Raw genomic sequence first — 20887 nt, forward strand, 5'->3', positions numbered from 1 at the left:
GTAAAATGAAAAAAACGGCATTAACGCTACTTATTATTGCAACGTCTGGCGCTGCAATGGCACAAAACACATCCTCAATGGAACAGCAAAAAGTAAATAACGACATGCTACAACTGGTCGATGTTCAACAAGAAGCAGCGTTGGTGATGGTTGAAGAGACTTCAGATTACGTGACAATTGATTACATTGGTCAGTGGGTAGAAGTGAATAACTACATCACACATAAAGAACCTAAGCAACGCCAACTTCAGAAGGGCAGCAAGAAATACATTCACTCGCAAACGGGTGAAACTCTAGAGTCCATTGAGCAGCGTATTGCTGAACATATTCAAGCGGATCAACCTAGATATTTTAGTGTCGATATTTACCGCAATTACCACGGTGATTCAGGCGACTTTAACTACCTAGCTCGAGTTATCGAGTACATTTAAGTTATTCGCTACAACTCAATGATAGAACCTACTGACTTAAGTAGGTTTTTTTGTTTCAACTAGACGAATTCATCTCACTATTATTATGACAAAGTAGATATTTCGTCAGCCTGTGATAATTTAAATATATAACGATTAAAAATAAGCACATCAAAATGAATTTCAGCATTGAACAACTTCTCGCGTTCGTTACCGTTTATGACCAGCTTTCGTTCAGTAAAGCTGCCGTTAAGCTCAACAAGCACAGAACGACAATCGGGCAAGTGATTACTAATCTCGAAGATCAACTCGCAGTCAGCCTTTTTGAAAGAGTCGGTCGATCGGTAGAACCAACGGAAGACGGGCATCACCTTTATCACTATGCTAAGCAAACAATTGAACAAGCACGCACTTTCGACAAGGTAGCCTTGAGCTTATCTTATGGCGGTTTGGAAAACATTACTTTTGCTTATTCAAGTGTGATACCTCATCAAATCCTTGTGGATATTCGAAAGAAGTTGCGTCGTGATTTCCCGATGATACGAGTGAATTTTCTAGTACGAAATAAGAAAGACATTAAACAAGGACTTCAGAGCGGTGAGTATCATTTTGGACTGGTCAACGTGCATGACAGCCGTGGAATACACAGTTTTGATGCCACCTTTTTAGGCCATATAGAATTTTTTCCTTTTGTTCAAAAAAATGGCGAGTTTTCTGCTTTGGCAAAAGAAGATGTACTTTTAGCGCTAAGAAATGCGAAGCAGTTTGTCTTAAAATCCTTCATTGAAGAAGGAATGTCCGAAAAAATAACCATTAGTTCTGACAATGAAGAAGTCGACCAATTAGCGCTGGTTATCAAAATGGTTGAAGCAGGTCTAGGATGGGCACTTCTACCAAAAACGTTCGCTCATTCTGAATTTTCGCATTACGACATCGAACCTATACAGTCGTCTGAAATGGAACAAGGATTTAAATTTGGCTTTGCACTATGGTGCCCTCATTCTAAACAAATTAGCGAAGTTAAGTCATCGGTATTATCCGTTATTAAAGAGAACATAGAGCGATTGCTAAAGCGAGATTAATCCCACAAGAACACAGTTTATTTGTTTATAGAGGCTCATTTACATGAGCCTTTTTCGTTCATACGATCTATGGATTATTTGATTTTGTAGGGCGAGACCCTCCATATGAGAGTAGGGGAAATATTAAGAGCTAGCTATTATGCTTGCGCTGCTAAAGAACTTTCTTTGTAGCAAAATGTTATTATTTTTAATGTTTATTGCACGGAAGCAAATTTTCAACCGAGGTTCGCGCCTCGGTTTTTTTGAGGCAATTAATATGAACTGCAGTGGTGTGCTTGCGTTATTTTCAAGCTCTTTATTGATCCCTTTTTCTACTATGGCGTCTTTTTACGATCCTGTGGATGGCAAATTTGATATGGGCCATCACATCGCAGAAAATGCGACGGGCTTTTTACCTATTCCAATTTTGATTACCGAGCCTGCAGTGGGTTACGGTGGCGGTGTAGCTGGCTTGTTTCTACATGAGACGGATGAAGAAAAGCGACAACGAAAGCAGGCAGCGCTCTCTGCTATAGATGGTGGTGCGCAGCTTGTTCCTTCTGCAATGTCAGTGGTTGGCGCAGTCGGTACAGAAAATGATACTTGGTTTGTCTTTGGTGGCCATAGACGTTCATGGATGAATGATGCTATTCGTTATACTGGGGGGGGCGGTTTTGGTGTTGCGAATTTAGATTTGTACACATCAATCGATTGGGCACCGATTGACCATGACCTGAGAATAGGCACATCAACTTCCGTTGCTGTACTGTCTCAAAAGGTACAGTTTAGACTCGGAAATACACCTTGGATGTTGGGTATAAAGCAATTACTGGCAAAGTCTGAAATTGAATTCGAAAATACACTTTTAGATAAACTCTTGGGTAACGAATCGGTCACGTCAGGTTTAGGGTTAGAGGTAGAATATGACACGCGAGATAACCTATTTTATCCGACTAAGGGCTATAAGTTGTCTGCTGATTACATGATTTATGATGATGCCATTGGCAGTGATTACAATTACCGTAATCTCAACATTGATGGTGAAGCTTATATCCCAATCACCAATAAATGGACGTTAGGCTTGGCCGCAAACTATCAAAACTTCGAACAGAAAGATCGTATCCGCCCCATGAACCCACGGGGCGATATTACTAATGTTTGAAGTTCCAAGGTAGGAGTGCGTCGATATCAGGCTCTGCTTTCGCCAACTCTTTCATGCACTTGACCAGATAGTCGTAGAGGATAAGTCCGTTGGCTTTCGCGGTCTCGACGATGCTGTAAAGCATCGCGCTCGCACCAGCACCGTTTGGTGTGTCAGAGAACAACCAATTTTTTCTGCCAATGACCAGCGGTTTAATTGCGCGTTCAGCGCGATTATTATCGATAGATAAGTGACCATCGTCGATATAACGAATGAGCTTTGGCCATTGTCCGAGCGTATATTTTATCGCTTTACCTAGTGCACTAGAGCCTATCACTTTCTGGGTCGTCATCCATTCGTAAAGTTCATCCAGTATCGGTTTGGCATACGCTTGACGCTCTGCTTTTCGCTCTTGGGCAGGCGCACCTTTTAAGCGTGATTCTATCCCGTAGAGTTTTTGGATTTTAGCCAGCGCCTTATCAGCCTTGCCTGATTTACCTTTCCCTTGAAGCTTCTTCGCATCCATGAACTTGCGACGAGCATGCGCTAAGCACCCTACATTGGTGACGTGATGCAGACCATCATAAGCCGCGTAGCCATCGGTTTGTAGATAACCGTTGTAGTCACCTAAAAAGTCCACGGGACACGCCCTCGCGCGACTGTTTTGGTAGTCGTACAAGGCGATATTTTTCATATTCGGTAGTGCGGCTTCGGGTGAGTCGGCGCCCGAGCAGTAGAGCCACATGTAACACTGTTTCTCTTCTTTGAGCACATTAAGCGGCGTTTCATCCGCTTGAACCACTACTTGTTGAAGAAGATGGTCTTTCAGCGCTTCATATAAAGGTTCGAACTTCTCACTGACTTGGATAATCCACCTTGCCATGGTGGTGCGTGATAGCTCGATACCCGACTGATTAAACAGCGACTCTTGCCGATAAAGTGGCATCGCGTATTGGTATTTACCCAGAATGATATTGGCAAGCAAGCTTTCTGTCGCGAAGCTCTTAGGGATAAGACTCTGCGGGGCTGGCTTTTGAACGATGCGGCTATTGTCTTTTGTTTTCTCGCACTCGCGGCACGCATATTTAGGGCGGACATATTCCTGCACTTTAAGCACTGCTGGTGTGAACTCTAATTTCTCACTGCGGTCTTCGCCGATTTTATGTAGGTTATGATTGCAGCATGAACACTGCTTTTCATGGTCGTCTAAATCGAGTTCGATAACCTCTCGAGGCAAGGTCGTTGGAAGTGGTTTACGTTTACCACGCTTCTTCGTTATGGTCGTGGTCGTGGTCGTGACCTCAACCTCTTCTTCCTTAGCGGCTTCACATTCCACTTCGTTGAAGAGATCTCCTTGAGATTCATCGTAAGGCTTTAACGCCTCCGAGCGTTTCGCGAATTGACGGTCGAAGGCAAGCTTGAGTTGTTCAAGCAGCGATTGACGCTCTTGTTGCCATTGTGATTCCTTCTGCTCATTCGAGAGCATCAGTGCTTTCACCATCGCTTGTAGCTCGGCAATATCTTGACTTTCTGGGTCGATATTTAGTGTCTTTTTCATGACATTGATTATACTAAAATCGTGCCGTTAACGCTTGGTGGATAAGGCTTTATTATCGTTTAAGTCATTGTAAAATCGTTTATTGTGACAGGTTTATGGCCGATAATTGTGAAGCCAGAAAGCAGCCTATCAAGCTCAAATTGAGTCAAGGTAAATACCTGATTTTTCTCTTTTGATGGCCACTTGTACTTGGCTTTTTCGAGGCGCTTATACCACAGGGCGAAGCCTGTTTTATCCCAGTACAACACTTTGATTTTGTCGCGCTGTTTGTTGGTGAACAGGAACAGTGCGCCACTCCCCAAGGGTAAATCGGTGTCACTTTCGATAATTGCAGCGAGGCCATTGATGGACTTTCTAAAATCGACGCTCTCACGATACAGATAAATGTCTGGTGCGCTCAGCATGCGTTTCATGACAGCGCCCCGATGAGCTCTGCTAGGTAGGTTGCAGGCGTGCCTTGAGGAATACTCAGCTCAACATCATTGACGAGAAGGGTCATGTTAGCGGTTGCTATTTGAGCTTGGTATTTCGTTGTCTTTTCGACGACCTCTGTTCGGACAAAGCCTTGAGATACATCCGCTTTTTTGAGTTGTTGGCGCTTAGCATAAAACGTTGAGGGATTGAGTTCATTGAGCTTACAGAATGCGATCGTTGACAATGAACTCGATTCAGATTGTTCGATAAGCGTTTGCCATTCTTGTTTAGTGTGTCGTTTTCCCATTTCAAATCTCCTCATGGTTGGAGACTTGATCTTATTATTCGTGTTAGGCGATTAGAATGCGGGGTTTATGGAGCGCTTACGAAAGATCTGTTTGTATCACCAACAGCGAAGCCTTATGTTTCTTTACGTGGTGTGTCTTCTTACCGTTATCAAGGGGATGAGATTGAAACTATACAAGGGCAATTGACGTATAGCATTAATCATCGCTGGAAGGTTTCTGGGTTCTACGGTTCTGGTAATGCAAAACAAGATAGCAAGATAAGTCAGGATAGTACGGTAAATGCAGGAGGTGTCGGTTTCCGATATCAAATCGCAAGACGTTACGGTTTACACCTTGGTATGGACTACGCGCAGAGCCATGAAGAGCGAGCTATCTACTTTAATATAGGCAGTGGTTTCTAGAACAACTCATGAGTTGAAATTTTTCCAAGAAAAAAGGCGCTATTCAGCGCCTTTTTAGATTTTGTTCAGCTAAAAGAAGAATTACTTCTTACGGCAGAACTCAGCGATTACGTACATTGATTGACCGCCGTTTGTTTTACCAGAAACAAGCTTAGGATCGTCACCAACGCTGATGCCGCGGATAACAGTACCTTGCTTAATCACTTGGTTAGTACCTTTGATTGGCAGGTCTTTAATTACTGTTACGTCGTCACCTTTCTTAAGTTCAACGCCGTTTACATCAAGAGGCTTGTCATCAGCAGACATGCCGATTTGTGCCCAAACTGATGTTTCTTCTTCAAGGTACATCATGTCTAGCGCGTCTTGAGCCCAGCTTTCTGTGTTCAGACGAGTAAGTTGACGCCATGCAGTTACTTGAACTGGCGCCTCTTGACTCCACATGCTGTCAGTAAGACAACGCCAGTGGTTGATATCTTTAGGATCGTCAATCTCACCAAGACATTTGTCACATACCATGATGCCGTGATCCACTGTTACGTGGCTGTGTGGCGGCACTGCGTATGCAGTAAGAGAAGAATCAGAACCACATAGTTCACATTTAGATTGGCAGCGTTCTAGCATAGTAGCTTCAGAAGACATAATGGACTCACATTTATTAGGTATTAAATTACGAGGCTATTATCCACTTTATTTACAATAAAGAAAGAGGTCGTACGGTATTCTGTCTTGATTAATTTTAGCTGAGATCAACCATTTGTGTTTTAAGGTTCTATGCAAACGGTTAACGAGGGAGATTGTTCGAACGACAGATACAAAAATGCCAGCGGTTAAGCTGGCATTGGTTTCATTTAAAACTCGTTGTTATTCCAATACGGAACCAGTAATAGACGCTGCAGTTAAAGCATTATCTATTAAGAAGTCTACAGCTTGCGTCTGCATACTTACGTGATGGTTTAAATCTAATGGTAGAGGCGTAGTATCATCTTGCGGTGCCACGAATGTGCTGTGAACAGCATCTTTGCCAAATTTAACAAAGTCGCTAGTACCGTTTGGCATTGTATTGCTTGCATCTACAACTGTTAAGCCAAGTTTTGTAGCAAGCGGTGTTGTTCCAGCAAAAGGAGCATTCGCAACGGTGTTTGGTACTGTTTCGTCACCTTGCACTTGACCCATGTAGATTGGCATAGGAGTAGTAGCATCCAACAAGTAATCAGCATTTGTGTAAGGGTCAATAGTATCTAACACGGTTTGAGCTGCATACGCGAACTGTTGGAATGCTGCGGTCATTGTTGCCAGTTGTGCTGTGGTTGCACTGCCTTCAAACATTTCGTAGCACAGTTTATCCGAGCTGTTTGTACAGCTAGCAGCTGCATAGCTTGCGTACTCTGTCGAAGCCCCTAAGGCTACGTTGTGCTTAACTTGTGGGCCAAAGAAAGGTGAACCCAACAGAAGGTTAGATATTTGGCCACCAGAGTTTTCGATAGCAGCAGCGCTGAATGAATAAAGAGCATCAGCAGTTGTACTACCTAACGTACGGTTAGAAGACGCAACAGCTGTCGTTCCGACAATACCTCCTAACGAATGACCTAGAAACTTAACTTGTGAGCCAGTAGCTATGTTAAATCCCTGCAAAGGTGAACTAGTAAGTAAACCAGCTTTCAAAGATGCTGTTAATGAAGCTCTCAAACCCATAATATCTAGTGCACTTTGACGAACGTTATCACGCGCTACAGGCAAGTTAGTAAGATTTAAATAAGCTAAGACATCGGCATTTGCTGAACGTTGGTCATCCAAACTACGAGTACCGTGTATTGGTAAGTCAATAGCTAAGACAGCAACTCCAGCTCTCGCTAGGTTGTAAGCGAACGCGTAAGCATTTTCTTTTGCAGAGGTGATACCGTGTTGGTAAATGACTATATCAGTAGGATCTGTACCATTAGGCGTAAATAGCAAGAATTCGACAGATTCTAATGATTTAACTTGAGGAACTGGAGAGTATTTCGTAATAACTCTTTCGCTATCAAGTGGAGAACCATCGGCCATCGTTAAGTTTAATCCGATTAACTTTAGTTGTTCGGTTTGCTCTGTCGCTAATATGCTTGTGTCGATACCAGCAGCAGCTAACTGAGTAGCCATATTTGCTTGCTCGGCACTATCACTTAAAGCACTTGAAATTTTTGCTAAGCTAGGCATGCCCGATTCGAATGGCTGTGAGTTCCATTCAGTAGCACTAGTTTCTAGATAATAGGGTAATTGAACAAAACCTTGGGTTACATCAACGTTGTCAGTAGCGCCATACAATCCATTAATCGCGCCTTTAAGGGTTGCGATCGTTGTTGCATCGTTACCTGCAACATACTTATCAAAGTCAGTATCGTTTGCTAAAGCTGTTGTGAACAGTTCTGTAGTACCAAATTGCATCACATAAGCTGTTGTCAGGTCAACAGAGTTAGGGTTCGCACCGCCTTTCCAGACACCATTAAGATTTGCTGAGGCCAATCCAGTTGCTGTAGCCGCTTTGGTAGCGAAAAGAGAATCGCCGACAGACTCTGTAGTAAACCACGTAGAGTAAATGATGTTTTCAGTATCAAGGTTAATCGCACCTGCTGCAGTCGCTCCGGCGAAGATCTTTTCAACACCTTGAGTGACTTGTTGTGCTTGAGCTAGGCTACCTTCAGTATACGTTACCGCACTAGATTTTAGTGCAGCATAACTTGCCGACATGCCAACAGGATCACCATTAACATCCGTGAGTTCATTTGATAGCGCCAACACGTATTCGCTCGAAGCAGCGAGTGAATCGTTGAAAACTATCGTAAAGGTGTCGGTTGAAGCACTAGACAGAACATTAAAATGAGTGCCTTGTTCCAATACGCCAGTAACAGTTGGTGCCGTCTCAGAGGTGAGTGAGTCGCTAAGCTTTAATAGGTAAACCCCGCCAGTAGCTACACCGTCAGCTAAGCCAGTACCTTCAAAATCCATGATGATTGGCATTGAAGTTGACCAGCCATCCATTGTATTCATTGCTGCGATAGGGTTAGTTAATGAGTCATCATCACCAGTCGGTAAACCAAGTGTCCCATCGGTTGCATCCATTAATGCGAAGCTAGGAAGAGGAACAGCAATATCAGCACCGGTTAGTTGAAACTTGATGTTCGTTGCTCGTGCAAGTGAATCTTGAATATATTGCTCATATTGAATTGTTGTTGAAGCCCCGGAGCTAGATGTGTCATCACCACAACCGGCAAGAAACATTGCTGAAGCAAGCAGCGAAATATTAAATAACTTTTTCATGTTTATAGTCCGTTTAGTTGAAGGTGTAGTTCATTTGAATTGCAGATAAGTAAGCTACGGCATCACCAGAGAACTCAAGTTTTTGACCTAGCTGATTAGTCTCAGTGAAGTCACCATCTTTACTTTGTACAAGTGCGAAGCCGGCGTCGATAGAAAGGTCAGGGCTGTATTGGTAAGTAAAGCCAGCGCTGTACCAGTAACGGTCACTGTCTGGGATACTCAACGTAGCTTCACCAGCTTGTTCGTCATAAGCCAAACCTGCTCTTAATGTCCATTGTTTATTCAACTGATAAGTAGCGCCTAGCGAGTATCGGTTGTTGTCATCGTAATGCTCTGTTTTTTTGAAACACTCCCCATTGGTACAATCTGGGCTTGTTGCTTTAAGCTCTTTAAAGCTGCTCCAACCAGTTTGTTGCCATCCGTAATGAATAGCCCATTGGTCTGTGAGTTGATGGAAAGCTGAGATTTCTATAATTGAAGGCAAGGTGATTTTAAGGCGACCTGTTGTCGTTGTCGCGTTACCTTGTACTATGCCGCCTGTATAATCAGTAAAGTCGCCATCGTCAAAGTCAAGATCTACCTCTGAACGATAAGCGATAGAAAATCGGTTATTTTCGTTCAGTTCGTATAAACCTCCCACGTTCCAACCAAAAGCGAATGTTTCACCGGTCATGCTGATCAGTTTTGTAGAAGCTGGATCCCCCGTAATATTTGAAATGGAACCTTGGTGACGATTTAATTCAGCTTCAGCGTAAACTAGGTTTACACCACCACCGATGCTGAACTGATCATTAATTTTGTAAGCTACATTTGGGTTAAGGCTCACAGACACAAGAGAAGTATCACCCGCCAAGTCTCCTGCATATATATCGTCAGGATAGTCAGTTGCAACTCCGTAATTTGAAAACATGCCAATACCCCAAGCCCACTTATCGTTAATCGGGCTGATGTAGTAAGCTGCTGGAACAACCTGGAGAGGAGCCACATCTTTTGAAGTTTGACTTTGACCACCAGAACCTGGGACGTTGTTTTGAGTAATATTTACCTCTGGATCAACGATAGAAACCGCGCCTGAAAATTGGGCTGTATCAAATAGGGTCATCGCGGCGGGGTTTCTCGCTAGTACACTTGCGTTGTCCGCTACCGCGCCTTCACCTGAAAATGCGCGACCAAGACCTGAGGCAGAGTGCTCAGCAACTTGGAAACCAGCCGCAAGTGAGTTACATGCAAATAGCACAGAAAGTGAAACGAGAGAGCGTTGTATTGTTTTCATCCTTGACCCTCCTAGGGCATCAAATCTCATTCTTATTGTTGAAAACACAGGGAGCATTCTTGTGAACGATGCTCTAATGTAAATAACATGTTAAATTCATGTTTCATGTAAAGTCAAAGAATGAGTTGTCATTTTGTGAAGTTATATTTTTAGGGTGCGGGGCTTTAACATCAATAATATGCATGTAATCAATGACTTGTTCGTAGTTGGAGGTGTGACCAGAATGTTTATGCGCACTATCGGCATAAATAGTGTCCAATTGCTCAATATGTAACAGTTTTGTTTATGTTTACCGTTTATCACTAAATCGGCATAATGTTGATTCGTTTTGAAAGTCATTAGATTGGAATTTAAATTTGGAATTACTCGCTGTAGAATTTCTTGGGAAGCCACTTCGTTTAGAAGGGTCAATGGCAGGATGGCAGCAATTATTTTGGGACAATACGTTAGTGTCGCAACTTGATGCAACTACGGAGTTAGATAACGCTCGAATTCATACATTTACGTTACGTGCTGGTGAAGATACGTTGCAGTGTCACGTTGAAGCCTTGGTTCAATGGCAACCGTTTGAGATGACGTATAAAGCGTCAGTTAATGGCCAAACCATTACTGAAGGCACTCGTAATACTAAAGATATCGAGCAACAAACACCCGTTGTAGCACCTAAACCAGAGAAGCGTTTTAGCTTAATCGGTTTAGTATCACTTGGTATGAAAGCGCTAAAAAGCGCAAAGCTAATTAAGGTCGTACTTGCTTCTGCGAGTTTAGCGGCGTATTCATGGCTGTTTTCTATTCAGTTCGCACTAGCCTTGATCGCTTGCCTTATGTTCCATGAGTATGGTCATATCAGAGCGATGAAATACTTTGGTATGAAAACAAAGGGCATTTATTTAATACCATTCCTTGGTGGTTTGGCGTTATCCGACGAAAAGATTAATACGCGCTGGCAAGATGTGGTTATCTCGATCATGGGACCACTGTTTGGTTTGATATTGTCGTTGATATTTACTGTATTGTACTGGGTAACTGGTGAGATGTTCTTTGCTGGGCTTGCGGTATTTAATGCCTTGTTAAACCTGTTCAATCTACTGCCGATTTTGCCTCTTGATGGCGGTCATGTTCTTAAAAGTATCAGTTTCTCGATGAACAGTGTGCTTGGCATTGTATTATGTGTCGCGGCTGCCGTTGCTGGTGTGGTATTGAGTTATCAGTTGAATTTAACCTTGTTTGGTTTCTTATTGATCATGGGCAGTGTTGAAATACTATTCGAATGGAAAGGGCGTCATCACAGTCATTTGTTACCGTTAGACAAATACGGTCAAGTCGTGTCATTCGTTTGGTATGTGGGTTTAGTAAGCAGTTTGATCGGTGTTATCTGGTATTTTGCATCGACTGGTGATCAGCTATTAAGCCTACCATTACAAATTCTTGGTACTTAACCAATGAGTTTCTATTGTTGGATTTATTTGGCAACATAGTTCACTTGAACTGATAGTTAGCAAGAAACTAAAAATGCCCTAACCAATATGGATAGGGCATTTTTGTATTTACACTAGCTAAGCGGTTCTAACTTAGACTACGCTTTGCAATTTGGCCTTGGAGAGACTGATTTAGGTAACGTTTTTATCGTCGCCTGCAGATCTTTGATACGCGTACTGTGGGAAGGGTGCGTAGACAGCAATTCTGGCGGTTGGTTACCACCTGATGCTTTCGCCATGTTTTGCCACAAATCGACACTTTGTTTTGGATCGAACCCAGCTTGAGCCATGTACTCTAAGCCTACAATATCGGCTTCAGACTCTTGAGTTCGACCATAAGGTAGAACAACACCGTATTGAACACCTAAGCCTAACGCAGCCATTGTCATGCCCTGATACTGTTTGTATTCTGATGCGCCTAACGCGACGCTAGTAATAGATAGGCCAGTATTAGCGATTTGAGATTGAGATAGACGTTCATTACTGTGGTCAGCGAGAACGTGAGCCACTTCGTGTCCGATAACCGTTGCGAGTTGGTCTTGATTAACAGCAACATTGAGTAAACCTGTGTATACGCCAATTTTTCCACCAGGTAGGGCAAACGCATTTACTTGGTCACTATCAAAAACAACGACTTCCCATTCACTAAAGCCTTGCTTAGGGATGTGTTGAGTAATACTGTTCGCTACGCACTGAACATAAGCGTTGGTTTTTGCATCTTTACTGATTGGCTGTTCTTTCTTCATTTGCTCAAAAGATTGTGCTCCAAGCTGAGACATATCTTGATCTGAAAAAAGCAGCAGTTGGTTTCTTCCTGTCGGGGAAGCGCTACATGCGGTCAGGCCGGCTAGTGTGAGAAGCGAGGCAAACTTCATCCATGACGTCATACAATATCCTCTGTGTATTCGGTTTTTATGCATGTTAACATCAACTTGCGTAATAACTAAGGGCTGTAAGATAACTAACAGCCAGTGATATAGAAAAAGCTATGTACGTGATAACAAGATCAATAATTAAGGAACCCACATGAGTATTTGGAAAAAGCCCGTTGACTTAGATGCCTTCAACGCGACCTCAAAAAATACCTTAATTGAACACCTCAACATTGTTTACACTGAAGTAAATGACAACTCTTTAGTAGCAACCATGCCGGTTTGTCATTTTACGCACCAACCATTGGGTATGCTTCATGGCGGCGCGTCGGTTGTGCTAGCAGAAACGCTTGGCTCATTGGCTGCAAACTTCTGCGTACCAGAAGGCTATTATTGCGTTGGTCTCGATATTAATGCTAACCACGTAAGATCAATGCGCGAAGGACACGTCATCGGTACTGCTGAGCCTATTCATTTGGGTGTCTCTACTCAAGTATGGCAGATCAATATCACTGATGATCGTCAACGCTTAGTTTGTACCAGCCGCTTAACCATTGCCGTTAAGAAACATAAGCGATAACAGACTAGGCAGTCGTACGCTGGTTTTGTCTTTAGAAGAAGTAATCAGTACTTAGAACAAGCAATCAGTATTTAAAGAAGTAACCCGAGAAGCCCATGGTCATAACGTTTAAAAGTGGAAAAGTCATCGCAACCGCACATGAATTGGTTGTTCGTTTAGATGGTGAGCATAGAGTCACGCTGCAAGCCCAAGTTGATGCAATTCAATTGATCGGAAAAGGGGCAAATGTCGTTTCAGCTAACGGTTCTGAGTGTAAATGGTCGATAAAATTAGACGATGAACAGCAGCTCCGTGAAATCGCCAATGAAATTGGCTGTGATGTAATGTAATCCTTTACGGTAAAAGCACTTACCCCTTCAGATTTAATAACATCTTAGGATGTCGTACTTAATAATTCACAATAAAATCGTGTCAGTAATATTGATTTTACGCCATAAAATAGGGAAACTGAATTCAATGTCCTTTGAATAAGTTTTCCTCTTTATGAGCAGCCCAAGACTTCGCGTTCAATTTGAAACCCTGTTTGAATACTTCGATGGTAAAGATTCTGATGTTCAACTCGACGACATCACGGATGTGCTTTGTTGTACCCGTCGTAATGCCCGAATGGTACTCAACAAGCTTGAAGAAGAAGGGTGGGTAGAATGGTTACCTGCAGCTGGTCGAGGGAAGTTATCTCAACTTATCTTTAAACAGAATCGTTGTGATGTCAGCGAGAACCTAGCAAGGCGCTACTTGCAGGAAGGAAAAATTGGACAGGCGCTGTCAGTGCTTGATCACAATGCTGCTAAACTCACGCAAGTTATTCAAAACTACTTGGGCGTACAGTATCAAGAAGGCGAACAAGTTATTCGTTTGCCTTATTACCGACCGCTTTCAATGCTTAACCCAACCAAATCGATGCGTCGTTCAGAGCAACATATCGCTTGTCAGGTATTCAGTGGGTTGACTCGTCTAGATGAGAATGACCAACTTCAACCCGATCTCGCTCATTCATGGCAAAAAATCAGCGATCATCAATGGCGGTTCTTTTTGAGGCCTGGTGTTCGTTTCCATAACGGCGAACCTCTGTTAACCAATCATGTTGTGGATACGCTGCTAGCGCTCGAACCACTCAACATGTTTTCTCATATCAAAGATGTCTCTTCACCTGCAAACTGTGTAGTAGATGTTTTTCTCACACGTCCAGACAAGTATTTTCCGCTCGCACTAACGGAATCGGTCGCTAAAGTCACGTTACCGATCACTTTACGTGGTGAAGACTACGATATTCGACCGATTGGAACGGGACCTTATCGCATTGAAAAGAACGACGAGAAACAACTCGTGTTAACCGCTTTTAATGGGTACTTTGGTTTCAGACCGTTAATTGATCGCGTTGAAGTTTGGGTGGTGGATGAGGCTTATTCTTCAATGGTTTACCCAAGCCTTTCTAAGCCGATAATGGCAGACCGTGGTGATAGTGATGATGAAGTAGAACTTGATCCGGGCTGTACGTATTTACTATTGAATAGAAAGAAGGGTATCGCACAAGCTCCAGCTTGGGCTGAGTTTCTATCGAACGCGTTAAATGCGTCTGATTTGTTTGTCCATATCCCTAAAGAGACCGTTATCGACTTGGGTGTTTTGCATGCTTACGGAATTAAACCCGGTTGGTATGACATCAAGTTAAAGGTTCCGGTTTGTCCACCAGCAAGTGTTAAACCAAGTATCAAATTGGCGTATCAATGCCAACATCCGATGTTCCCAACCCTTGCAAAAGCGATCGTCACTGTGTTGAAGCAGTACAATGTCGATGTTGAGCTATTCGGTTACGAAACCGATCCACCACACGCTGATGATGTCGATATTTGGATCAACCCAATGGGGATTGCCAACAATAGAGACGATGCATTGGCCGGTTGGTTGATGGATTACAGCTTTCTGGATGAATCGAGCCCAGCAGAAGACTTTGATCAATGGTGCCACATGATTGATCGTTGGCGCTCCGGCGAGTTTGAACAATTTCCAGCGAGACAACTTGGTAAGCAACTGGTACAAAGCAACCAATTGATCCCAATGTTTCACTGTTGGCTAGGCGTAAACAAAGACCAATGCGGTACGTTGCAAAATGCTAAGTGTAATGCACTCGGATGGTTCGACTTTAGCCAAGTTTGGGTGAAGCCTGACGTTGATTGAAATCCAAGAAAACTCATTTAGGAAAAAACGATGCAAACTCTGATGGTTACATTTATTACGCTGGTGGCATTTGCTGCTAATTCAGTTTTGTGTCGCTGGGCCTTAATGGATCAAACGATTGATCCTTTGAGCTTTTCGATCGTGCGCATCTTATCTGGTGCGCTTACTCTTCTGATTTTATTAGCTTTATCTTCCCAATCTAAAACTAAACGTGAGTTAGCAAACAACACATCGCTATATACAAAGCTCAAATCACAGTTTCAATTAACATCAATATTGTCACTGCTCGTGTATATGTTTGGTTTTTCGTTTGCTTACTTAGAGCTCGGAGCAGGTCTTGGTGCGCTGGTGTTGTTTGTCGCAGTGCAATTTACGATGATTGCCGCGCACTTGTTTTCTGGAAACAGAATGTCACTCATTGAGTGGTGCGGATGTTTGTTGTCTGTGGCAGGGCTTGTTTACTTGTTAATGCCAACGGAATCGACTCAAGCACCCGACTTAGTTTCTATTATCTTGATGTCTCTGGCCGGAGTTGGTTGGGGCATTTACACATTGGCAGGAAAGAAATCGTCAAACGCACTGCAATCGACCACCGCTAACTTTGGATTCAGCTCGCTAGTTATCCTTGTGGCATTGAGCTTATTAGTTTTGATACCTAATGCGTTAACGCAAGTGTCTATCACTGAGCAAGGTTTGATTTACGCGGTTATATCGGGCTCTGTGGCTTCTGGTATCGGTTATAGTTTGTGGTATTACGTAGTGAAAAAACTGAATACCGTGGTTGCGTCTATTGCACAGCTTTCTGTTCCAGTTATCGCGACACTTGGTGGCGTATTACTTTTATCTGAACCTGTCACCATGCAATTTATAGTCTCATCAACCGTTATACTTCTTGGGATAAGCTTGGTTCTTGTCGCCCCTAAACTTAAGAAATAAAGAGTTCAATCATTAACTTTTATGGCTAAACCAAACAAGAAACAACCGACCAAGACGGTTCAGATTTTCTGTGCCAAATGTAAAACGCAGCTTTTTAAGTATCGGAAAGGTGGCAAAGGTGCACTCGTGAAATGTTTTAAGGAGCGTATCGTTGAAGATTTCACGACAGAGCCATGTGTGTGCCCTGAATGCGGGATTGAATTTGCGCGTGACACTTTGGTTCGAGGTACACCAGCCTACAAGTTTGTTGGCGGCAAGGTAACGATGAAATAACCCGTCATGGTGAAACAAAAAATGCCACAGCACGGTTTGTGTGTGGCATTTCAACGTTGCTTTTGATACTCAGAGTAAATAATTGAGCTTAGTAAGCTTTGACACGCCCTTGAAGCTTAAGAAGTAATAGTGAGACAATTGCGCCTGTGGTATCACACAGCATATCTTTCTGTGCGTCCCAAATATCGCCTTGTGAACCAAGGAATGCGATACCTTCATCACCACCTGCGATCTCCGCGTACCACCACTCGATAATTTCATAACCTGCAGCAACACTCATAATCGCAAATAGCGCAAAGAAACATGCCAGCACCGGTTGAGCCAGTTTTTTACGAATCAAGTACTCAGCGAGTGGGTAAGCATAAAGGCCAATAGAGAAATGCGCGACACGGTCAAAGTTATTCCGTTCAGAACCTATCATGTTGTTGAACCAATCAAATGGCACTTCTGCGAAGGTATATTTCGCGCCTATCGTATGCAAAATCAGCCAGATAAACATCAAAACGTAGGCTGTCTTAGTGAAGGTGAGCTTTGTTGATAACCACCATATTCCCACCAATATCGCAAGCGCTGGGACAATTTCGGCAATCCATACCGATCTTGAAGATGGAGCAAACGCTGAAAATAGAAACACAATCAGATACAGCGTCGTCAATGACAGTAATGGTCGATTTTGAGCAAGTGGCGTGATTGTCATATCAAGATCTCTCGTCGAAGTTTTTATTAGTTTTACACAATAATGAACAGCGTTCAATTGAGCTTTAATTACCAGATTTGTTGAAAAATAGCGTTGTCGCCCAGTATCTAGACAAACGGTTGCTAGAGTTTCACAAAAGTTTGATTTACAACAAAGCGATCCTTAAAATCGCCTTATTGCTACATAACAAGAAAGAAAGTCATGAAACTGGAAACTGTCGATTACCTTGCTGACGACGCAGCAGAACAATTTGTTCGCTCTCTACGTGAAACTGGTTTTGGTGTGCTTAAGAACCACCCAATCCCGAAAGAGCTTGTTGAATCAATTTACGAAAACTGGTACCAATTCTTCATCTCTGAAGAAAAAGAGAACTTCCACTTTAATGTTGAAACACAAGATGGATATTTTCCACCTTCAGTGTCTGAAGTTGCTAAGGGCCACACTGTAAAAGACATCAAAGAGTACTTTCACGTATACCCTTGGGGCCAAATTCCTGAGCAGCTGAAAGAACAGATTCTAGATTACTACCAACGTGCGAATGCTTTTGCTCAAGAGCTGCTAGGTTGGGTTGAAGCTCATGCTCCTAAAGAAGTACAAGAGAAATTCTCTATTGCGTTATCAGAAATGATCAACGGCAGTGAACAGACTCTGCTTCGTGTGCTTCACTACCCACCAATGCAAGGTGATGAAGAGCCAGGTGCAATCCGCGCTGCGGCACACGAAGACATCAACTTACTGACAGTTCTTCCTGCTGCAAACGAACCGGGCCTTCAAGTTAAAGCGCAAAATAACGAGTGGTTAGATGTTCCATGTGACTTCGGTAACATGATCATCAACATCGGTGACATGCTTCAAGAAGCGTCAGGTGGTTACTTCCCATCGACAACTCACCGTGTAATCAACCCATCAGGTGAACGCCAAGAGAAGTCTCGTATCTCTTTGCCTCTATTCCTTCACCCGAAACCAGAAGTAGTGCTGTCTGAAAAGTACACAGCAAACGAATACCTAATGGAACGTCTAAGAGAGCTTGGCGTTATCTAGTAAGTTCAATGCTTCGTCCCTAAAATTGGGATAGATGTGAAAGGTCAGCTAAATCGCTGACCTTTTTTGTATCCGGACCAAAAAAGAGCGGCTTTATTACTAACGGTTGCATTCAACGAAATGGTACTCAGTTTTGACGATTTAAGCCAAGCGTTAGAAAGTTGTTTGTCCTTAAGCTCGACAAATCGTAGAAAATCGCTTTCAATTAAAGAAGATACGCAACGGATGCGAAATAGGTTACTTATATTCTCCACTGTTCTAGAAATCCATTAATTCAGAAAAGCTAACTGAGTCAACTATGTCGAATCATCAAGATGTGAGAGCAAACTTTCATTGCCATATGGAAAACCCATTGCTTTGGCCGATAATGGAAGTGCTTAAGCAAAAGCCAAGCGGATGGAAAGTACACACATTGGCAGCTCATCTGAACGACCTTGGGTTTGTGCCAGTGTTGGATGCTGTGCCTGAGAAAGAGTTGTTTAAAAAGAACTTCCTTATCATGAATGCGCTTTATCAGCTTCAAGAAACCTTACACCCAGATGGTTGGCTCCAAGTCCAAGCGATGGACATCGAATTGATGAATGGTCGTTATCACGGAAGCAGTCACAGCATCGATCATCAAGACCCACTTCGAGAATACTACATTAATTGGGTTAACTATGAAGCGGATGAAGGCGAAGTCAAAAGGCTGTTGAACGAATTTTGGACTCGGTACAGAAAGTATGTGGGTGGTGATGAACTCGATATGGATCGAAGTCGAGCATTGAACCTGTTTGAGTTACCTTTAGACGCGACACACCATGAAATTAGAAAACGTTGGCGACAACTGGCATTGAGATGGCATCCGGACAGAGACGAAGGCAACACCGCAAAATTTCAGACGCTCTGTGAAGCATGGCATGTATTAAGAAGCTCATAATCGACAGGCATTTTTAGCTGTCTAATTGCTTAGAACCCTAAAACAGAAAGCCCCACATTGTGAGTGACACAAGTGGGGCTTTGTCGTCATTACGTTATGTTTTGGGTAACTACGTTATGTGTTGTAGCGACTTAAGTTGTTGGTGTTAGGAGTGATCTTTGCTCTCGCCACTTTTATGTTCAAAGGCATAGTCGAGTACTTTACGGATATAAGGCGCACCGACTTTTGAACCGCCGTTACCGTGTTCAATGACCACAGTTGCGACATATTCAGGGTGTTCATACGGTGCGAAAGCCGTGTAAAGCGCGTGGTCAAGTAAATGCCTAGCGAGTTTCTTCGAGTTGTAGACCTGATCTTTCGCAAGATCAAAGACTTGTGCAGTTCCTGATTTTCCGCCGCTCGTATAGTCAGTTCCCTTAAATGCACGTCTGCCGCTGCCTCTACTTCCGTGGTTCACGAGTCGCATCGCGTTGATTGGTACATCCCAAATTCTATCCGGCACTTCGGTGATTGAGGGCATTGGCTCCGGTTCGACAAGTTTTTGGGTACTGAAATCTTCACCGTGGTCTAAGGTAGCTCGTAAGATATGCGGTGGCATCACCTTACCATGATTAACCAATACTGACGTTGCTTTAGCAAGTTGCATCGGTGTCGAAGTCCAATAACCTTGGCCAATACCAATCGGTACTGTGTCACCCTGATACCAAGGGGTGCGATAACGCATCATCTTCCATTCTCGAGTCGGCATGTTGGCGGTACTTTCTTCATAGATATCAATGCCTGTCGGTTCACCAAATCCAAATCGGTTCATCCAACTTGAAATTCGGTCAATACCCAAATCGAAAGCGGTTTGATAGAAGAATGAATCTACCGACTCTTCAATGGCTTGAGTGACATCGACAGGTCCGTGCCCCCAACGTTTCCAGTCACGCCATGATTTAGAGTTTCGTTTAGAGCCAGGAATTCTCCAAACACCGTGGTCGTTACGAATGGTATCTTCAGAGATGACATGTTCTTGCAGTCCTGCCACAGCCATAAATGGTTTAACGGTTGAAGCGGGAGGATAAACACCTAAAGTGGTGCGGTTAACCAACGGGTGAGCAGGGTCATTCAATAAGCGTTGATAGTTCTTACTCGAAATACCGTCGACAAATAGGTTAGGGTCGTAACTCGGGCTTGATGCCATTGCCAACACGCTGTTGTCTTTCGGATCGAGAATAACTGCGCTGCCAGTTCTATGGTCAAGTTGCTCAAAAACGTATTTTTGCAGTTCAAGGTCGATATTTAGCACGATATCTTTGCCGGCTACTGGCGGCACGTATTCAATCGTTCGAACAACTCGTCCGCGGCTATTTACTTCTACTTCCTGATAGCCCTTGGTTCCATGTAGGATATCTTCGTAATAACGCTCAACGCCGAGTTTACCTATAATTGTTGTAGCTTGATAATTCGCATCTATCCCTTGTTCTTCAAGTTTTCTTAGATCGCTATCGTTGATATGCGCCACGTAACCAAGAACGTGGGTAAGAACCTCACCATTCGGGTAAAAACGCTTTAAGCTGGTATCGATAGATAACCCGGGGAACTGGTACTGATGAACAGAGAACTTCGCAATCTCTTCTTCCGTTAAGTTCTCTAGAATGGTCACTGATTTAAAACGGCGGGTGTTGTGATAACGTTTTTTGAAACGAGCGATCTGCTCGGCATCACGTGGGACGTATTTGTCTAGCTTGGCGAGCATTGCATCGACATCATCGGTTTGCTCTGGAATCATAGTCAGATCAAAGACAAGTTTGTTCTCTGCAAGCAATACGCCGTTGCGGTCGTAAATCAGCCCACGAGTAGGGGCGATAGGCAACACTTTGATCCTGTTACCATCGGCACGAGTTTGATAGCTTTTAAAATTTTCAACTTGAAGTCGGTATAGGTTGCCGACTAAGACAAGAGTGAACATCAAGATCCCACAAAATGCGACGATTACGCGGTTTTTGAATAGGTTCACTTCGATTTTATGGTCACGCATCTTAACGCGTTTATGATTCATTGAAGCCTC

The 20887-nt window shown here is 43.2% G+C and carries 19 protein-coding genes and 2 pseudogenes; 12 read left to right on the forward strand and 9 right to left on the reverse strand.

Translation table 11 applies throughout. From position 1 onward, the window contains the following. Window positions 1-5 precede the first annotated feature (5 nt). The 3 genes and pseudogenes from AC3CH3_RS22375 to AC3CH3_RS22385 all read left to right on the forward strand — a co-directional run. Window positions 6-431 carry a hypothetical protein gene (locus AC3CH3_RS22375; RefSeq protein ID WP_488538490.1) on the forward strand — a complete coding sequence of 142 codons (426 nt, stop codon included), beginning with the start codon at window positions 6-8 and terminating at the stop codon, window positions 429-431. A 155-nt stretch (window positions 432-586) separates the two neighbouring features. After that, window positions 587-1492 (forward strand): LysR family transcriptional regulator, encoded by a 906-nt coding sequence (locus tag AC3CH3_RS22380; protein WP_019825860.1) that lies wholly within the window; start codon window positions 587-589, stop codon window positions 1490-1492. 256 nt (window positions 1493-1748) lie between these two features. Then, window positions 1749-2588, forward strand: a pseudogene (locus AC3CH3_RS22385) (BamA/TamA family outer membrane protein); the annotation flags it as partial. A 34-nt stretch (window positions 2589-2622) separates the two neighbouring features. Here the strand turns inward: AC3CH3_RS22385 and tnpC are convergent. Genes tnpC through tnpA form a run of 3 tightly spaced genes read right to left on the reverse strand, consistent with a single transcriptional unit; the run spans window position 2623 to window position 4891 of the window. Next, window positions 2623-4170: an IS66 family transposase gene (gene tnpC / locus AC3CH3_RS22390; protein ID WP_488538346.1), complete on the reverse strand. Its 1548-nt coding sequence runs from the start codon at window positions 4168-4170 to the stop codon at window positions 2623-2625. 59 nt (window positions 4171-4229) lie between these two features. Then, on the reverse strand, window positions 4230-4583 hold the full coding sequence (tnpB, locus tag AC3CH3_RS22395) for an IS66 family insertion sequence element accessory protein TnpB (RefSeq protein WP_261893880.1): 354 nt from the start codon (window positions 4581-4583) through the stop codon (window positions 4230-4232). After that, window positions 4580-4891 carry an IS66 family insertion sequence element accessory protein TnpA gene (tnpA, locus tag AC3CH3_RS22400; RefSeq protein WP_488538491.1) on the reverse strand — a complete coding sequence of 104 codons (312 nt, stop codon included), beginning with the start codon at window positions 4889-4891 and terminating at the stop codon, window positions 4580-4582. The genes tnpB and tnpA overlap by 4 nt, the downstream gene beginning before the upstream one ends. A gap of 18 nt (window positions 4892-4909) precedes the next feature. On the opposite strand from tnpA, the pseudogene AC3CH3_RS22405 reads away from it, so the two are divergent. Further along, window positions 4910-5293: pseudogene (locus AC3CH3_RS22405) on the forward strand (BamA/TamA family outer membrane protein); the annotation flags it as partial. A gap of 81 nt (window positions 5294-5374) precedes the next feature. Here AC3CH3_RS22405 and AC3CH3_RS22410 read toward each other — a convergent pair. The 3 genes from AC3CH3_RS22410 to AC3CH3_RS22420 form a co-directional block, all read right to left on the reverse strand. Beyond that, entirely contained in the window at window positions 5375-5932 is a 558-nt protein-coding gene (locus AC3CH3_RS22410; RefSeq protein ID WP_017060062.1) for a PhnA domain-containing protein, read from the reverse strand. 222 nt (window positions 5933-6154) lie between these two features. Beyond that, the gene (locus AC3CH3_RS22415) at window positions 6155-8587 is read right to left on the reverse strand and encodes a VolA/Pla-1 family phospholipase (protein WP_016767435.1); all 2433 of its coding nucleotides are present in this window, start codon (window positions 8585-8587) and stop codon (window positions 6155-6157) included. Window positions 8588-8600: 13 nt separating this feature from the next. After that, complete coding sequence (locus AC3CH3_RS22420; RefSeq protein WP_016767434.1) at window positions 8601-9860, reverse strand: porin; 1260 nt, start codon at window positions 9858-9860, stop codon at window positions 8601-8603. 356 nt (window positions 9861-10216) lie between these two features. Here AC3CH3_RS22420 and AC3CH3_RS22425 point away from each other — a divergent pair, with 356 nt between their 5' ends. Continuing rightward, window positions 10217-11299, forward strand: a complete 1083-nt coding sequence (locus tag AC3CH3_RS22425) for a site-2 protease family protein (protein ID WP_488538492.1) — start codon at window positions 10217-10219, stop codon at window positions 11297-11299. A gap of 137 nt (window positions 11300-11436) precedes the next feature. Here AC3CH3_RS22425 and AC3CH3_RS22430 read toward each other — a convergent pair whose 3' ends face one another. Continuing rightward, on the reverse strand, window positions 11437-12225 hold the full coding sequence (locus AC3CH3_RS22430) for a M48 family metallopeptidase (protein ID WP_488538493.1): 789 nt from the start codon (window positions 12223-12225) through the stop codon (window positions 11437-11439). A gap of 139 nt (window positions 12226-12364) precedes the next feature. Between AC3CH3_RS22430 and AC3CH3_RS22435 the strand changes: the two genes are divergently transcribed. The 5 genes from AC3CH3_RS22435 to AC3CH3_RS22455 all read left to right on the forward strand — a co-directional run bounded on the left by AC3CH3_RS22435 (window position 12365) and on the right by AC3CH3_RS22455 (window position 16177). Beyond that, window positions 12365-12790 (forward strand): hotdog fold thioesterase, encoded by a 426-nt coding sequence (locus tag AC3CH3_RS22435; protein ID WP_488538494.1) that lies wholly within the window; start codon window positions 12365-12367, stop codon window positions 12788-12790. 95 nt (window positions 12791-12885) lie between these two features. Continuing rightward, window positions 12886-13119 carry a DUF3389 domain-containing protein gene (locus AC3CH3_RS22440; RefSeq protein ID WP_019826625.1) on the forward strand — a complete coding sequence of 78 codons (234 nt, stop codon included), beginning with the start codon at window positions 12886-12888 and terminating at the stop codon, window positions 13117-13119. Window positions 13120-13273: 154 nt separating this feature from the next. Next, the gene (locus AC3CH3_RS22445; protein ID WP_488538495.1) at window positions 13274-14968 is read left to right on the forward strand and encodes an SgrR family transcriptional regulator; all 1695 of its coding nucleotides are present in this window, start codon (window positions 13274-13276) and stop codon (window positions 14966-14968) included. 30 nt (window positions 14969-14998) lie between these two features. Further along, window positions 14999-15904, forward strand: a complete 906-nt coding sequence (locus tag AC3CH3_RS22450; RefSeq protein WP_488538496.1) for a DMT family transporter — start codon at window positions 14999-15001, stop codon at window positions 15902-15904. Window positions 15905-15925: 21 nt separating this feature from the next. Next, window positions 15926-16177, forward strand: coding sequence for a hypothetical protein (locus tag AC3CH3_RS22455; protein WP_017067298.1), 252 nt, complete (start codon window positions 15926-15928; stop codon window positions 16175-16177). Between the two features lie 88 nt (window positions 16178-16265). Here the strand turns inward: AC3CH3_RS22455 and AC3CH3_RS22460 are convergent, their stop codons facing one another. Continuing rightward, window positions 16266-16874: a DUF2238 domain-containing protein gene (locus AC3CH3_RS22460; RefSeq protein ID WP_019826618.1), complete on the reverse strand. Its 609-nt coding sequence runs from the start codon at window positions 16872-16874 to the stop codon at window positions 16266-16268. Between the two features lie 201 nt (window positions 16875-17075). Between AC3CH3_RS22460 and AC3CH3_RS22465 the strand changes: the two genes are divergently transcribed. Beyond that, window positions 17076-17915 (forward strand): isopenicillin N synthase family dioxygenase, encoded by an 840-nt coding sequence (locus AC3CH3_RS22465; RefSeq protein ID WP_139685091.1) that lies wholly within the window; start codon window positions 17076-17078, stop codon window positions 17913-17915. Window positions 17916-18213: 298 nt separating this feature from the next. Beyond that, on the forward strand, window positions 18214-18834 hold the full coding sequence (locus AC3CH3_RS22470; RefSeq protein ID WP_488538497.1) for a DNA-J related domain-containing protein: 621 nt from the start codon (window positions 18214-18216) through the stop codon (window positions 18832-18834). 145 nt (window positions 18835-18979) lie between these two features. Here the strand turns inward: AC3CH3_RS22470 and mrdA are convergent, their stop codons facing one another. Further along, entirely contained in the window at window positions 18980-20878 is a 1899-nt protein-coding gene (gene mrdA / locus AC3CH3_RS22475; protein ID WP_488538498.1) for a penicillin-binding protein 2, read from the reverse strand. Between the last annotated feature and the right edge of the window lie 9 nt (window positions 20879-20887).

This window comes from Vibrio sp. QJM3NY_35 (assembly GCF_057785915.1).

What these genes read in the sequence shown, in the direction of transcription:
- tnpB (WP_261893880.1), bottom strand. Translation starts at nt 4,583, where the DNA reads ATGAAACGCATGCTGAGCGCACCAGACATTTATCTGTATCGTGAGAGC.
- AC3CH3_RS22415 (WP_016767435.1), bottom strand. Translation starts at nt 8,587, where the DNA reads ATGAAAAAGTTATTTAATATTTCGCTGCTTGCTTCAGCAATGTTTCTT.
- tnpC (WP_488538346.1), bottom strand. Translation starts at nt 4,170, where the DNA reads ATGAAAAAGACACTAAATATCGACCCAGAAAGTCAAGATATTGCCGAG.
- AC3CH3_RS22455 (WP_017067298.1), top strand. Translation starts at nt 15,926, where the DNA reads ATGGCTAAACCAAACAAGAAACAACCGACCAAGACGGTTCAGATTTTC.
- AC3CH3_RS22435 (WP_488538494.1), top strand. Translation starts at nt 12,365, where the DNA reads ATGAGTATTTGGAAAAAGCCCGTTGACTTAGATGCCTTCAACGCGACC.
- tnpA (WP_488538491.1), bottom strand. Translation starts at nt 4,891, where the DNA reads ATGGGAAAACGACACACTAAACAAGAATGGCAAACGCTTATCGAACAA.
- AC3CH3_RS22430 (WP_488538493.1), bottom strand. Translation starts at nt 12,225, where the DNA reads ATGACGTCATGGATGAAGTTTGCCTCGCTTCTCACACTAGCCGGCCTG.
- AC3CH3_RS22375 (WP_488538490.1), top strand. Translation starts at nt 6, where the DNA reads ATGAAAAAAACGGCATTAACGCTACTTATTATTGCAACGTCTGGCGCT.
- AC3CH3_RS22460 (WP_019826618.1), bottom strand. Translation starts at nt 16,874, where the DNA reads ATGACAATCACGCCACTTGCTCAAAATCGACCATTACTGTCATTGACG.
- AC3CH3_RS22420 (WP_016767434.1), bottom strand. Translation starts at nt 9,860, where the DNA reads ATGAAAACAATACAACGCTCTCTCGTTTCACTTTCTGTGCTATTTGCA.
- AC3CH3_RS22380 (WP_019825860.1), top strand. Translation starts at nt 587, where the DNA reads ATGAATTTCAGCATTGAACAACTTCTCGCGTTCGTTACCGTTTATGAC.
- AC3CH3_RS22465 (WP_139685091.1), top strand. Translation starts at nt 17,076, where the DNA reads ATGAAACTGGAAACTGTCGATTACCTTGCTGACGACGCAGCAGAACAA.
- AC3CH3_RS22470 (WP_488538497.1), top strand. Translation starts at nt 18,214, where the DNA reads ATGTCGAATCATCAAGATGTGAGAGCAAACTTTCATTGCCATATGGAA.
- AC3CH3_RS22450 (WP_488538496.1), top strand. Translation starts at nt 14,999, where the DNA reads ATGCAAACTCTGATGGTTACATTTATTACGCTGGTGGCATTTGCTGCT.
- AC3CH3_RS22410 (WP_017060062.1), bottom strand. Translation starts at nt 5,932, where the DNA reads ATGTCTTCTGAAGCTACTATGCTAGAACGCTGCCAATCTAAATGTGAA.
- AC3CH3_RS22440 (WP_019826625.1), top strand. Translation starts at nt 12,886, where the DNA reads ATGGTCATAACGTTTAAAAGTGGAAAAGTCATCGCAACCGCACATGAA.
- AC3CH3_RS22445 (WP_488538495.1), top strand. Translation starts at nt 13,274, where the DNA reads ATGAGCAGCCCAAGACTTCGCGTTCAATTTGAAACCCTGTTTGAATAC.
- mrdA (WP_488538498.1), bottom strand. Translation starts at nt 20,878, where the DNA reads ATGAATCATAAACGCGTTAAGATGCGTGACCATAAAATCGAAGTGAAC.